At 67.3% G+C, this 12,323-nt stretch carries 14 protein-coding genes; 11 read left to right on the forward strand and 3 right to left on the reverse strand.

Features of this window, described 5'->3' with window-relative positions:
* The first annotated feature begins 12 nt into the window (after positions 1-12).
* The 5 genes from ACEI37_RS16870 (at position 13) to ACEI37_RS16890 (ending at position 4,517) form a co-directional block, all read left to right on the forward strand.
* Complete coding sequence (locus ACEI37_RS16870; RefSeq protein ID WP_018006823.1) at positions 13-798, forward strand: SDR family oxidoreductase; 786 nt, start codon at positions 13-15, stop codon at positions 796-798.
* A 268-nt stretch (positions 799-1,066) separates the two neighbouring features.
* The gene (locus ACEI37_RS16875; protein WP_373379839.1) at positions 1,067-1,669 is read left to right on the forward strand and encodes a TRAP transporter small permease; all 603 of its coding nucleotides are present in this window, start codon (positions 1,067-1,069) and stop codon (positions 1,667-1,669) included.
* Entirely contained in the window at positions 1,666-2,970 is a 1,305-nt protein-coding gene (locus ACEI37_RS16880) for a TRAP transporter large permease (RefSeq protein ID WP_174549297.1), read from the forward strand. The genes ACEI37_RS16875 and ACEI37_RS16880 overlap by 4 nt, the downstream gene beginning before the upstream one ends.
* A gap of 64 nt (positions 2,971-3,034) precedes the next feature.
* Positions 3,035-4,063: a DctP family TRAP transporter solute-binding subunit gene (locus tag ACEI37_RS16885; protein ID WP_373379840.1), complete on the forward strand. Its 1,029-nt coding sequence runs from the start codon at positions 3,035-3,037 to the stop codon at positions 4,061-4,063.
* Positions 4,064-4,115: 52 nt separating this feature from the next.
* Entirely contained in the window at positions 4,116-4,517 is a 402-nt protein-coding gene (locus ACEI37_RS16890) for a thioesterase family protein (protein WP_018006819.1), read from the forward strand.
* Between the two features lie 12 nt (positions 4,518-4,529).
* Here ACEI37_RS16890 and ACEI37_RS16895 read toward each other — a convergent pair whose 3' ends face one another.
* Complete coding sequence (locus ACEI37_RS16895) at positions 4,530-5,075, reverse strand: LuxR C-terminal-related transcriptional regulator (protein WP_373379841.1); 546 nt, start codon at positions 5,073-5,075, stop codon at positions 4,530-4,532.
* 179 nt (positions 5,076-5,254) lie between these two features.
* Between ACEI37_RS16895 and ACEI37_RS16900 the strand changes: the two genes are divergently transcribed.
* From ACEI37_RS16900 to ACEI37_RS16910, 3 genes are all read left to right on the forward strand, one after another.
* Positions 5,255-5,956 (forward strand): CoA transferase subunit A, encoded by a 702-nt coding sequence (locus tag ACEI37_RS16900; RefSeq protein WP_012352543.1) that lies wholly within the window; start codon positions 5,255-5,257, stop codon positions 5,954-5,956.
* 11 nt (positions 5,957-5,967) lie between these two features.
* The gene (locus ACEI37_RS16905) at positions 5,968-6,606 is read left to right on the forward strand and encodes a CoA transferase subunit B (RefSeq protein WP_373379842.1); all 639 of its coding nucleotides are present in this window, start codon (positions 5,968-5,970) and stop codon (positions 6,604-6,606) included.
* 199 nt (positions 6,607-6,805) lie between these two features.
* Positions 6,806-7,186 (forward strand): putative zinc-binding protein, encoded by a 381-nt coding sequence (locus ACEI37_RS16910; protein WP_373379843.1) that lies wholly within the window; start codon positions 6,806-6,808, stop codon positions 7,184-7,186.
* A 42-nt stretch (positions 7,187-7,228) separates the two neighbouring features.
* Here ACEI37_RS16910 and ACEI37_RS16915 read toward each other — a convergent pair whose 3' ends face one another.
* Together ACEI37_RS16915 and ACEI37_RS16920 are read right to left on the reverse strand one after the other, a co-directional pair.
* On the reverse strand, positions 7,229-7,720 hold the full coding sequence (locus tag ACEI37_RS16915) for a DUF411 domain-containing protein (RefSeq protein WP_373379844.1): 492 nt from the start codon (positions 7,718-7,720) through the stop codon (positions 7,229-7,231).
* Between the two features lie 39 nt (positions 7,721-7,759).
* Positions 7,760-8,536, reverse strand: a complete 777-nt coding sequence (locus ACEI37_RS16920; protein ID WP_373379845.1) for a 3-hydroxybutyrate dehydrogenase — start codon at positions 8,534-8,536, stop codon at positions 7,760-7,762.
* Positions 8,537-8,742: 206 nt separating this feature from the next.
* Between ACEI37_RS16920 and ACEI37_RS16925 the strand changes: the two genes are divergently transcribed.
* The 3 genes from ACEI37_RS16925 (at position 8,743) to ACEI37_RS16935 (ending at position 12,312) form a co-directional block, all read left to right on the forward strand.
* Positions 8,743-9,624: an alpha/beta fold hydrolase gene (locus tag ACEI37_RS16925; RefSeq protein ID WP_373379846.1), complete on the forward strand. Its 882-nt coding sequence runs from the start codon at positions 8,743-8,745 to the stop codon at positions 9,622-9,624.
* An 81-nt stretch (positions 9,625-9,705) separates the two neighbouring features.
* The gene (locus tag ACEI37_RS16930) at positions 9,706-10,068 is read left to right on the forward strand and encodes a RidA family protein (RefSeq protein ID WP_373379847.1); all 363 of its coding nucleotides are present in this window, start codon (positions 9,706-9,708) and stop codon (positions 10,066-10,068) included.
* Positions 10,069-10,083: 15 nt separating this feature from the next.
* A complete protein-coding gene (locus tag ACEI37_RS16935) occupies positions 10,084-12,312 on the forward strand; it encodes a bifunctional (p)ppGpp synthetase/guanosine-3',5'-bis(diphosphate) 3'-pyrophosphohydrolase (RefSeq protein ID WP_373379848.1) in 2,229 nt (742 codons plus the stop codon).
* Positions 12,313-12,323: the final 11 nt, after the last annotated feature.

The following is a 12,323-nucleotide window of genomic DNA, read 5'->3' on the forward strand; positions in this document are numbered from 1 at the left end:
CAAGAGGTAATCATGGGTTTGTCGATCAATCTGGAAGGCAAGGTGGCGCTGGTAACAGGCGCCTCGAGCGGGCTGGGCTCGCGTTTCGCCACGGTGCTCGCCGCCGCCGGCGCCAAGGTGGTGCTGGCCTCGCGTCGCACCGAGCGGCTCAAGGAGCTGCGCGCCGCGATCGAGGCCGAGGGCGGAAGCGCGCACGTGGTGCGCCTGGACGTGACCGACCCGGACAGCATCCGCGCCGCGGTGGCGCACGCCGAGACCGAAGCCGGCGCCATCGATATCCTGGTCAACAACTCGGGCGTGTCGACCACGCAGAAGCTGACCGAGGTGGCCCCCGAAGACTTCGACTTCGTCTTCGACACCAATACCCGCGGCGCGTTTTTCGTCGCGCAGGAAGTCGCCAAGCGCATGATCGCGCGCGCCAAGGGCGCCGAGCGCAACGGCAGCCCGCTGCCGCAGGCGCGCATCGTCAATATCGCGTCGGTGGCGGGGTTGAAGGTGCTGTCGCAGATCGGCGTCTATTGCATGAGCAAGGCGGCGGTGGTGCACATGACCAAGGCCATGGCGCTGGAATGGGCGCGCCATGGCATCAATTCCAACGCCATCTGCCCCGGCTATATCGACACCGATATCAACCACCACCACTGGGATTCCGACGCCGGGCAGAAGCTGATCCAGATGCTGCCGCGCAAGCGCCTGGGCAAGCCGGAAGACCTCGACGGCCTGTTGCTGCTGCTGGCCTCGGACCAGTCGCAGTTCATCAACGGCGCCGTCATCACCGCCGACGACGGCATGGTCTGAGCGCTGCGCGCTGACACCGGGGGCGCAAGTCCCCCCGCATCCCGCCCATGCGCCAAAAGCGCCGCGAGATGCCCGAGCGCCAACCCTGGGCTTATCCGGTCCCCTTGGGCGCGCCGTCGTCAGTACGCGTCAAACTTCAGAAATTTCGTGCGCGGCAGGCCAGTCTTGGCATAATCCGCCCATGTCTGCAGATTAAGTCTTTACATACAAAGCGAGAACGCCGCGGTGGCCGCATGGCCCGAGCGGCCCGGGACCGGAGGCCGGGGAGATGGAGCAACAACAAGAGGCACGGCGCAACGCCGTGCCGCAACACGTCGTCGATTCCGCGGTGATCCCGCAGGCCGCCGACGAAGCGCAGGACGCTGAATTCCGGGTATCGCCCCGCCTCGAGGACTGGATTGGCGTGATCGTGATGGTGCTGCTGGTCGGCATCACCTTCGCCAACGTAGTGGTCCGCTATTTCACCGACGAGTCGTTTGCCTGGACCGAGGAATTCTCGGTGTTCCTGATGATCGTGCTGGCACTGGTGGCCGGCAGCGCCGCGGTGGCGCGCGACCGCAATATCCGGATCGAGTTCTTCTTCGAGCGTGGCAGCGCGGCACGGCAGCGCAGGCTGGCGATCCTGTCGGCGCTGGCGGTGGCGGTGATGTTTATCGCGCTGGCGGTGCTGGGGGCGCGCATCACCTGGGACGAATACACCTTCGGCGAGACCTCGCCCGGCATCGGCGTGCCGAGCTGGTGGTACTCGGTGTGGCTGCCGGTGCTGTCGGCGGGCATCGCGCTGCGCGCGCTGGCGCTGATGGTGCGCAACGTGCGCGCGCTCAAGGCGCTGCATGACCAGAGCCGGTCGGCGACGGAGCGTGCGCAATGACGCTGGTTGCCATCATCCTGTTCGTGGTCTTTATCGGCCTGATGCTGCTGGGCGTGCCGATCGGTGTGTCGCTGGGGCTTGGCGGCCTGGTCGCGATCGGCCTGTCCAATCTCGATACGCAGATGTTCGGCTTGCTGGCGGTGCCGCAGAACTTCTACGCGGGCCTGGCCAAGTATCCGCTGCTGGCGATCCCGATGTTCGTGCTGGTGGGCTCGATCTTCGACCGTTCCGGCGTGGCGCAGCGGCTGGTGACCTTTGCCATCGCCGTGGTCGGCCGCGGCCCGGGCATGCTGCCGCTGGTGGCGATCCTGGTGGCGATGTTCCTCGGCGGCATTTCGGGTTCGGGCCCGGCCAACGCGGCCGCGGTCGGCGGCGTGATGATCGCGGCGATGTCGCGCGCGGGCTATCCCGGCTCGTACAGCGCGGCGGTGGTCGGCGCGGCGGCAGCGACCGACATCCTGATCCCGCCGTCGGTGGCGTTCATCATCTACAGCGTGCTGGTGCCGGGCGCATCGGTGCCGGCGCTGTTCGCGGCCGGCATGATCCCGGGCGTACTCGCCGGCATCGCGCTGATCGTGCCGGCGGTGTGGCTGGCGCGCAAGCACAATATGGGCGCCGCCGAAGCCGCGCTGCCGCGCCCGCCATTCTGGAAGAGCCTGCGCGAAGCCGCGTGGGGGCTGGTGGCGCCGTTCCTGATCCTCGGCGGCATGCGCGCCGGCTGGTTCACGCCGACCGAGGCCGCCGTGGTGGCGGTGGTCTATGGCCTGTTCGTCGGCATGGTGGTGTACCGCAGCATCGGCATGCGCGATTTGTTCACCATCTTCCAGGAAGCGGCCGAGACCTCGGCGGTGATCCTGCTGGTGGTGGCGCTGGCCGGCATCTTTGCCTATGCGCTGTCGACGCTGGGCGTGATCGACCCGCTGGCGCAGGCGATCGCTACTTCGGGCCTGGGCGAGTACGGCGTGCTGGCGCTGATCGTGCTGCTGCTGATGACGGTGGGCATGTTCCTCGACGGCATCTCGATCTTCCTGATCTTCGTGCCGCTGCTGCTGCCGATCGCCAATGCCTTCCAGTGGAACCCGGTGTGGTTCGGCGTGGTGCTGACGCTGAAGGTGGCGCTGGGCCAGTTCACGCCGCCGCTGGCCGTGAACCTGATGGTGTCGTGCCGGATCGCGCGCGTGCGCATGGAAGAAACCGTGCCGTGGGTGATCTGGATGCTGCTGGCGATGTTTATTGCCATGCTGATGGTGCTGGCTTATCCGCCGCTGGCGACGTGGCTGCCGGAGTACCTCGGCTATTGATCGCTGTTGCCTTGATTTTGCATTCACCAACAAGAACCTGACGCTTTTCCCCTGAGGAGATGAAATGAAACGTCGTGCCCTGATGCTCGCCACGGCCGCCGCCCTGGCCGCTTCCGCCTTCGCCCCCGCCGGTGCGATGGCCCAGACCTACAAGTCCGAGTACAAGATGTCGCTGGTGCTCGGCCCGGCCTTCCCGTGGGGCAAGGGCGGCGAGATCTGGGCCGACCTGGTCAGGCAGCGCACCAACGGCCGCATCAACATCAAGCTGTACCCGGGTACCTCGCTGGTGGCCGGCGACCAGACCCGCGAGTTCTCCGCGATCCGCCAGGGCGTGATCGACATGGCGGTGGGCTCTACCATCAACTGGTCGCCGCAGGTCAAGGAACTGAACCTGTTCTCGCTGCCGTTCCTGATGCCCGACTACAAGGCGCTCGACGCGCTGACGCAGGGCGAGGTCGGCAAGTCGATCTTCGCCACGCTGGAGAAGGCCGGCGTGGTGCCGCTGGCGTGGGGCGAGAACGGTTTCCGCGAAGTGTCGAACTCCAAGCGCGAGATCCGCAAGCCGGAAGACCTGAAGGGCCTGAAGCTGCGCGTGGTGGGCTCGCCGCTGTACATCGAGACCTTCAACGCGCTCGGCGCCAACCCGACCCAGATGAGCTGGGCCGACGCCCAGCCGGCGATGGCCTCGGGCGCGGTCGACGGCCAGGAGAACCCGCAGTCGGTGTTCTCCGCCGCCAAGCTGTACACGGTCGGCCAGAAGTTCGTGACCACCTGGGGTTACGTGGCCGACCCGCTGATCTTCGTGGTCAACAAGCAGATCTGGGAAAGCTGGACTCCGGCCGACCGCGAGATCGTCAGGCAGGCCGCGATCGATGCCGGCAAGCAGGAAATCGCGCTGGCCCGCAAGGGCCTGGCCGAGGCCGGCGCGCCGGCGTGGAAGGACATGGAAGCCCACGGCGTCAAGGTCACGCACCTGACCCCGGCCGAGCATGACGCCTTCCGCAAGGCTACCGCCAAGGTCTACGACAAGTGGAAGAAGCAGATCGGCGCCGACCTTGTCACCAAGGCCGAAGGCGCGATCGCCAAGCGCTAAGTCATGAAGCAGGCCCGCCGGCATCGGCGGGCCTGTTGCATTGGAGGCTGAGATGAAGCACGTCTATACCGTGGTCATGCCGATCCGCTGGGGCGACATGGACGCCATGGGCCATGTCAACAACACCGTCTACTTCCAGTACCTGGAGCAGGCGCGCATCGAATGGTTCGCGTCGCTGGGGCGCGGCGGCAAGGATGCGAACGGGCAGGGGCCAGTCATCATCAATGCGCATATGACCTTCCTGAAGCAGCTGCGCTATCCGGGCCAGATCGAATGCCGGGTCTATGCGGGACAGCTCGGGCGCACCAGTTTCGAGACGCGCATGGAAATCCGGCGCACCGACCTGCCTGACGTGGTGTGGGCCGAGGGTGGGGCCAAGGTGGTGTGGTGCGATTATGCGCAGGAGAAATCGGTGCCGGTGCCGGCGGAGATCCGGGCGATCATCGAAGGATGATGGTTTTCGGTGTCAGTGCGCCACCAGGCGCTGCACCAGATCCACCGACGTACTCGCTCCATACTTCTTCATCAGCCGCGCCCGATAGATATCGACCGTGCGCGGGCTGATCGCCAGCAGCTTGCCGATCTGCTTGCTGGTCTTGCCTTCCACCAGCTGCGCGGCGATCTCGCGTTCGCGCGCGGTCAGTTCGGCGGTGACCTGGCGCTTCTGCGACAAGTCCTCGAAGGTCCAGATCCCTGCGCCGAGCGGCTGGCTGCGGTCCAGCGCGCGGCCGGTGACGTGGCACCAGAACAGCTCCCCGCCGGCGCGTTTCATGATGCGCTCGTCCGAATACATGCCGTGCTTGTTCATGATCGGCGCGATGCGGGCGCCGGTGCGCTCGAACTCGTCGGCGGTGGGGTAGAGCACCTGGAACGACTGGCCCAGCAGGGCCTCGCGCGTGGTGCCGAAGATGCGGCAGACCTCTTCGTTGCAGTCCTCGATCACGCGCTCGCGTGACAGCACCAGCCCCACGGGGGCGAGCTGGAAGGCGGTCTGGTAGTCGATGGCGGGCATCTGCTTATGTATTTTTACGTAATGGCGTAGCCGGCTGTGCTTGCGTATGCTGTCGGTCGGACGCGTTACGGCGACGGGCCCGCCTGCCGCCGATTGTACCGTTACAATTTCCCTGCGTCGCCCGCCGCACTACCCGCCGGCGGGGAGATCGACAGGGACTACCGAGGAAGGAGCGAAGCATGAACAAGGTCTACGCCAGCGCCGCAGAAGCGCTTGCAGGCGTCGTCCGCGACGGCCAGACGATCGCTGTGGGCGGTTTCGGCCTGTGCGGCATCCCCGAGGCGCTGATCGGCGCGCTGCGCGACAGCGGCGCCAAGCAGCTGACCTGCATCTCCAACAACGCCGGCGTCGACGGCTTCGGCCTGGGCCTGCTGCTGGCCACGCGCCAGATCAAGAAGATGATCTCGTCCTACGTGGGCGAGAACAAGGAGTTCGAGCGCCAGTACCTGGCCGGCGAACTGGAACTGGAATTCACGCCGCAGGGCACGCTGGCCGAAAAGCTGCGCGCCGGCGGCTCGGGCATCCCGGCCTTTTTCACCAAGACCGGGGTCGGCACCATCGTCGCCGAAGGCAAGGAAATCCGCGAATTCGACGGCGAAAAGTACGTGATGGAACGTTCGCTGACCGCCGACGTGGCGCTGGTCAAGGCCTGGAAGGCCGACAAGGCCGGCAACCTGGTGTTTCGCCGCACCGCGCGCAACTTCAACCCGATGTGCGCGATGGCGGGCAAGGTCACCGTGGCCGAGGTCGAGCAGATCGTCGAGACCGGCGAGCTCGATCCCGACGAGATCCACCTCGCCGGCATCTTCGTGCAGCGCCTGGTACTCAACGCCAACCCCGAGAAACGCATCGAGCAGCGCACCGTGCGCGCGGCCAGCTAAGGAGACCCATCATGGCATGGACACGTGACGAAATGGCCGCGCGCGCCGCGGCCGAGCTGCAGGACGGTTTCTACGTCAACCTGGGCATCGGGCTGCCGACGCTGGTGGCCAATTGGGTGCCGGAAGGCATGGAAGTCTGGCTGCAATCCGAGAACGGCCTGCTCGGCATCGGCCCGTTCCCGACCGAGGCCGAGGTCGACGCCGACATGATCAACGCCGGCAAGCAGACCGTGACCACGTTGCCGGGCTCGTCGATCTTCTCGTCGGCCGACTCGTTCGCGATGATCCGCGGCGGCCACATCAACCTGGCCATCCTGGGCGCGATGCAGGTCAGCGAGAAGGGCGACCTGGCCAACTGGATGATTCCGGGCAAGATGGTCAAGGGCATGGGCGGCGCGATGGACCTGGTCGCCGGCGTCGGCCGCGTGGTGGTGCTGATGGAACACACCGCCAAGAAGAAGGACGGCACCGAGGACCTCAAGATCCTGAAGCAGTGCAACCTGCCGCTGACGGGCGTGGGCGTGGTCAACCGCATCATCACCGACCTGGGCGTGATCGACGTGACCGCGGACGGCCTCAAGCTGGTGGAAACCGCCCCGGGCATCAGCCGCGAGGAAATCCAGGCGAAGACGGGGGCGCCGCTGCTGTAAGCCAGCCTTCGGCCATGGCCTGACGAGCCCTGTGGCGCATTGCGCCACAGGGCTTTTTTCTTTGGGCGTCCGGGACTAGGTCGGTCGGCTGGGCCAGCTAGCTATATCGGCGAATGGCCTGTCCCCGCACGGGTCGCTATGCTGGCCGCTTTCGGGCAGGCGAGTGCCTGCCAAATCAATGCTTTACGGAAGGTGCGCGATGCCTGCTTGCCCCACCCGATCCCTGCCCCTGGTCTACGCCTGCTCCGGCTGCTCCAGCGTGGCGCAACTGGCCAATGCCTGCGCAGTGCGGCTGGACCGCACAGGCCGCGCGGAAATGTCGTGCATCAGCGGCGTGGGCGGCGGCGTGCCGGCGCTGACGCGGGTGGCGCGGTCGGGCCGGCCGATCCTGGCGCTGGACGGGTGCCCGCTGGCTTGCGTGCAGGCCTGCCTGGCCAACGCGGGCGTGGTGCCGGACCAGCACCTGGTGCTGAACCGGCTGGGCGCGGTCAAGCGCCAGCACGGCGAATGCACCGAGGGCGAGACTGAGGCGGTGTGGCGGGAGGTCGAGGCGGCGCTGCAGCGCCTCGCAGCGGGGTAGGCATTGCCGGATGCGCCGCGGCGCATCCGGCGCGGCGGCACGTCAGGCCGCCGGCTTGTTGTGGCGGCTGAACACCGACGCGGCGCCGTCGGCCTTGACCAGCAGCACGTCGAACGGATCCTTGCGCGGTCCCTGTTCCATGCCCGGCGAGCCGACCGGCATGCCCGGCACCGCCAGCCCGACTGCCTTGGGCTTGGCCGCCAGCAGCTTGCGGATATCGGCGGCGGGCACGTGGCCCTCGATCGCATAGCCGGCGATATGGCCGGTATGGCAGGAGCCGAAGCGCTCGGGCATGCCGAAGCGCTTGCGGTATTCGCCGGTATCCTCGACGTCGTGCACCGTGACGGTAAAGCCGTTGGCGCGCAGGTGCTTGACCCATTCCTCGCAGCAGCCGCACAGCGGGCTCTTGTAGACGTCGATGGCCAGCGCCTTCGCCTGCGCGAAGGCATCGGCCGCGGGCCCCAGCACGCCCACGGCGAGCGTGCCGAGCGCGAGCGCGCCCAGGGTCCCGAGAAAACGTCGTCGTTGCATCATTGCTTGTTGCTCCTTGCTGTGGTGCCCTGATGCGGCACCTTACTGCGCCACCCAGCCGCCATCCATGTTCCAGATCGCGCCGCGCACCTGGCGCGCCGCTTCGGACGACAGGAACACCGCCAGCGCGCCCAGTTCATCGGGCGTGACGAACTGGCCCGAAGGCTGCTTCTCCAGCACCAGCTCGCGCTTGGCCTGTTCGACCGGAATGCCTTCCTTCTGCGCGCGGGCTTCGACCTGCTTCTGCACCAGCGGCGTCAGCACCCAGCCCGGGCAGATCGCGTTGGCGGTGACGCCGGTCTGCGCGGTTTCCAGCGCGGTCACCTTGGTGAAACCGACGATGCCGTGCTTGGCCGCCACGTAGGCGGATTTCTGCGCCGACGCAACCAGCCCGTGGGTGGACGCGACGTTGATGATGCGGCCCCAGTTCTTCTGCTTCATGCCGGGCAGCGCCAGGCGCGTGGTATGGAAGGCCGAGGTCAGGTTGATGGCGATGATCGCGTCCCAGCGCTCGGGCGGGAAATCCTCGATGGTGGCGACGTGCTGGATGCCGGCGTTGTTGACCAGGATGTCGGCGCCGCCGAAGTCGGCCTGCGCGTAGCGCATCATGTCTTCGATCTCGGCCGCCTTGCTCATGTCGGCGCCGTGGTAGCCGACGCGGATCCCCTGGCCGGCCTGCGCGATCTCGTTCTTTGCGGCGTCCGCGTCACCGAAGCCGTTGACGATGATGTGGGCGCCCTGCGCCGCCAGCGCCTTTGCGATGCCGAGCCCGATGCCACTGGTCGAGCCAGTCACCAGTGCGGTCTTGCCGTTGAGCATGTAAGCCTCCGTCGAGAGAAAAGGGATGCCACGGCAGGACAGCCGCCGGATGGGCGGCGCGCGCCGTGGCGGTGCGCGCCCCGCGCGCGGGGGCGCGGACACTGTGCTGTGGCATTGTACCCGCTGCGGCGTACAATCCAGCTTTGCTCAACTTCCGGCGGCGGCGCCTCCTGGCGCTGTGCGGTCCGGTTTGTCAGGGAGTCCAGATGTCTGCCAGTCCGCGTCTCGGTTTCGTCCAGTGCATCAGTCCGGCGGGCCTGCACCGCATGGCCTATCACGAGTGGGGCGACCCCGCCAATCCGCGCGTGCTGGTGTGTGCGCACGGCCTGACGCGCACCGGGCGCGACTTCGACGCCGTGGCGCGCGCGCTGTGCGGCGACTACCGCGTGGTGTGCCCCGACGTGGCCGGCCGCGGCCGTTCCGAGTGGCTGGCCGATGCCAACGGCTACGTGGTGCCGCAGTATGTCTCCGACATGGTCACGCTGATCGCGCGGCTCAATGTGGAGAAGGTGGACTGGTTCGGCACCTCGATGGGCGGCCTGATCGGCATGGGCCTGGCCGGGCTGCCGAAGTCGCCGGTACGCAGGCTGCTGCTCAATGACGTCGGCCCACGCATCGCGCCCTCGGCGGTCGAGCGCATTGGCGCCTACCTTGGCCTGCCGGTGCGCTTCAAGACCTTCGAGGAAGGGCTGGCGTACCTGCAGACCATCAGCGCCTCGTTCGGGCGCCACAGCGCCGAGCAGTGGCGCGAGCTCAACGCCGCCATCCTGAAGCCGATGCAGGGCGCCGACGGCCTGGAATGGGGCTTGCATTACGATCCGCAGCTGGCGGTGCCGTTCCGCAAGTCGACGCCCGAGGCCATCGCCGCCGGCGAAGCCGCGCTGTGGCGCAGCTTCGAAGCCATCGAGGCGCCGGTGCTGGTGGTGCGCGGCGCGCAGTCCGACCTGCTGCTGCGCGAGACCGTGGCCGAGATGGTGGCGCGCGGCCAGCATGTGAGCTCGGTGGAAGTGCCCGATGTGGGCCATGCCCCGACCTTTGTCGATCCGGCGCAGATCGCGATCGTGCGCCAGTTCTTTACCGGCGCCTGAGCGCTCCCGCGGCCGGCAGGTTGCCGTCCCGAGTTGCCGGCCCGATTGTGATCCGGCTGTTTTTATGAGTTACGCATTGCCATGAGTCTTCCTGAACTGAAGCGTGCCCACGTGGGCAAGCGCCTGTCCGAATACGCGGTCTTCAACGGTGTAGTGTATCTGGCCGGCCAGGTGCCCGAGGTCGATCCCAAGGCCGATATCCGCGGCCAGACGCGCGAGGTGCTGGGCCATATCGACCGCCTGCTGGCCGAGGCCGGCAGCGACAAGACCCGCATCCTGTCGTGCCAGATCTTCCTGACCAACATCGACCTGATCGGCGAGATGAACGAGGTCTGGGATGCCTGGGTGCCGCAAGGCAACACGCCGCCGCGAGCCACCGTCGAGGCCCGCCTGGCCAATCCCGATTACCTGATCGAAGTGGTGGTGACCGCTGCGCTCAACTGATGCAGGCGCTGTGACATGGTGACGTCGACCGACCTGGCTGGCCGGGTCGCGGGCATTCCGGATACCGAGCTGGTCGAGCGCGCACTGGCCTACGTGCGCGAGCACGGCGCCGGCGTTGCGCTGCCCACCGGCGAGACCGTGCAGTCGCACGCGGAGGGGATGCTGCGTATCCTCGACGGCCTGCGCGTGGACGATTCCGCGCGCGCGGCCGCGTGCCTGTTCGGCCTGGCGGCATTCGTGCCCGAGACCGAAGCCGAGATCGAGCCGCGCTTCGGCGAGGAAGTGGCGCGGCTGGTCAATGGCGTGCGGCAACTGCTGCGCATCGGCGCCATCGCCGGCAATCGCCCTGAGGTGGAGTCACCCGCGCCGTCGAAGAACGAAGCCCAGGCGCGCCACGAGCAGGTCGAGGCGCTGCGCAAGATGCTGCTGGCATTCGCGCAGGACATCCGCGTGGTGCTGGTGCGGCTGGCGTCGCGGCTGCAGACGCTGCGCTGGCTGGCCGAGACCAAGCAGGCGCCGCTGCCCGGCGTGGCGCGCGAAACGCTCGACATCTACGCGCCGCTGGCCAACCGCCTGGGCATCTGGCAGATGAAGTGGGAGCTGGAAGACCTGGCCTTCCGCTTCGAGCAGCCCGATACCTACAAGCGCATCGCCCGCCTGCTGGATGAAAAGCGCATCGAGCGCGAAGGCTATATCGCCGGCGCGATCGCGCGGCTGCAGTCCGAACTGACCGCCGCCGGCATCCGCGCCGAGGTGAGCGGCCGGCCCAAGCACATCTACAGCATCTGGAAGAAGATGCGCGGCAAGGAGCTGGATTTTGCCGACCTGTACGATGTGCGCGCGTTCCGCGTGATCGTCGACGATATCAAGGACTGCTATACGGTGCTCGGCATCGTCCACCATATCTGGCAGCCGATCCCGCGCGAGTTCGACGACTACATCTCGCGGCCCAAGGCCAACGGCTACAAGTCGCTGCACACGGTGGTGATCGGCGACGACGGGCGCCCCTTCGAGGTGCAGATCCGCACCCACGAGATGCACCACTTCGCCGAATACGGCGTGGCCGCGCACTGGCGCTACAAGGAGGCGGGCAGCCGCGGCTATGCCGGGCAGTTCTCCGCCAGCGAGCGCTACGATGAAAAGATCGCCTGGCTGCGCCAGCTGCTGGCGTGGAAGGACGATGCCGACCACAGCGTGGCGCACGACGAATCGTGGGAGCAGATCAAGCACGCCGCGATCGACGACCACATCTACGTGCTGACGCCGCAGGCGCGCGTGGTGGCGCTGCCGCAGGGCGCGACCGCGGTGGACTTCGCCTACTACCTGCACAGCGACCTTGGCCACCGCTGCCGCGGCGCGCGCGTGGACGGCACCATGGTGCCGCTGAACACGCCGCTCAAGAACGGCCAGACCGTCGAGATCATCGCGGTCAAGCAGGGCGGGCCGTCACGCGACTGGCTCAATGCCGACCTCGGCTACCTCGCCAGCAGCCGCGCCCGTGCCAAGGTGCGGGCGTGGTTCAACGCAATGGATTCGCAGGAAACCATCGCGCAGGGCCGCGCGCTGATCGACAAGACCCTGCAGCGCGAAGGCAAGACCGCGGTCAAACTGGAAGACCTGGCGACGCGGCTGGGCTTCAAGACCCCCGACGAGCTGTTCGCCGCGGTGGCCAAGGACGAGTTCAGCCTGCGCCATGTCGAGCACGCGCTGCGCCACCCGGAAGGCGAAGTCCAGGCGCCGCTGAGCGAGGAAGACGCCGTCACCAAGAAGAGCCGCGCCACCAGCGTGGCGCGCGGCGCCAAGAGCGGCGTGCTGGTGGTGGGCGTCGATTCGCTGATGACGCAGATGTCGCGCTGCTGCAAGCCGGCGCCACCGGACGAGATCGTCGGCTTCGTCACGCGCGGGCGCGGCGTGTCGATCCATCGCCGCAACTGCCATACCTTCCAGCAGCTGTCTGCGCGTGCGCCGGAGCGCGTGATCCAGACCGAGTGGGGGCAGAAGAGCCACGCCGCGGTCTATCCGGTCGATATCCAGGTCGAGGCGATCGACCGGCAGGGCCTGCTGCGCGACATCTCCGAAGTGCTGTCGCGCGAGAAGATCAACGTCACCGGGGTCAAGACGCTGTCGAGCAAGGGCGTGGCGCGCATGCAGTTCACCGCCGAGGTGTCCGAGGCCACGCAGCTGCAGCGCGCGCTGCTGCTGATCGAGGAAGTCCAGGGGGTGTTGCAGGCGAAAAGAAAGTGATGCTATACTTG

Source organism: Cupriavidus nantongensis (assembly GCF_041726985.1).
GTDB lineage: Bacteria > Pseudomonadota > Gammaproteobacteria > Burkholderiales > Burkholderiaceae > Cupriavidus > Cupriavidus nantongensis_A.

Bases quoted from the DNA above. Each gene is read 5' to 3' on its own strand.
- ACEI37_RS16870 (WP_018006823.1), top strand. From the start codon at position 13: ATGGGTTTGTCGATCAATCTGGAAGGCAAGGTGGCGCTGGTAACAGGC.
- ACEI37_RS16875 (WP_373379839.1), top strand. From the start codon at position 1,067: ATGGAGCAACAACAAGAGGCACGGCGCAACGCCGTGCCGCAACACGTC.
- ACEI37_RS16880 (WP_174549297.1), top strand. From the start codon at position 1,666: ATGACGCTGGTTGCCATCATCCTGTTCGTGGTCTTTATCGGCCTGATG.
- ACEI37_RS16885 (WP_373379840.1), top strand. From the start codon at position 3,035: ATGAAACGTCGTGCCCTGATGCTCGCCACGGCCGCCGCCCTGGCCGCT.
- ACEI37_RS16890 (WP_018006819.1), top strand. From the start codon at position 4,116: ATGAAGCACGTCTATACCGTGGTCATGCCGATCCGCTGGGGCGACATG.
- ACEI37_RS16895 (WP_373379841.1), bottom strand. From the start codon at position 5,075: ATGCCCGCCATCGACTACCAGACCGCCTTCCAGCTCGCCCCCGTGGGG.
- ACEI37_RS16900 (WP_012352543.1), top strand. From the start codon at position 5,255: ATGAACAAGGTCTACGCCAGCGCCGCAGAAGCGCTTGCAGGCGTCGTC.
- ACEI37_RS16905 (WP_373379842.1), top strand. From the start codon at position 5,968: ATGGCATGGACACGTGACGAAATGGCCGCGCGCGCCGCGGCCGAGCTG.
- ACEI37_RS16910 (WP_373379843.1), top strand. From the start codon at position 6,806: ATGCCTGCTTGCCCCACCCGATCCCTGCCCCTGGTCTACGCCTGCTCC.
- ACEI37_RS16915 (WP_373379844.1), bottom strand. From the start codon at position 7,720: ATGATGCAACGACGACGTTTTCTCGGGACCCTGGGCGCGCTCGCGCTC.
- ACEI37_RS16920 (WP_373379845.1), bottom strand. From the start codon at position 8,536: ATGCTCAACGGCAAGACCGCACTGGTGACTGGCTCGACCAGTGGCATC.
- ACEI37_RS16925 (WP_373379846.1), top strand. From the start codon at position 8,743: ATGTCTGCCAGTCCGCGTCTCGGTTTCGTCCAGTGCATCAGTCCGGCG.
- ACEI37_RS16930 (WP_373379847.1), top strand. From the start codon at position 9,706: ATGAGTCTTCCTGAACTGAAGCGTGCCCACGTGGGCAAGCGCCTGTCC.
- ACEI37_RS16935 (WP_373379848.1), top strand. From the start codon at position 10,084: ATGGTGACGTCGACCGACCTGGCTGGCCGGGTCGCGGGCATTCCGGAT.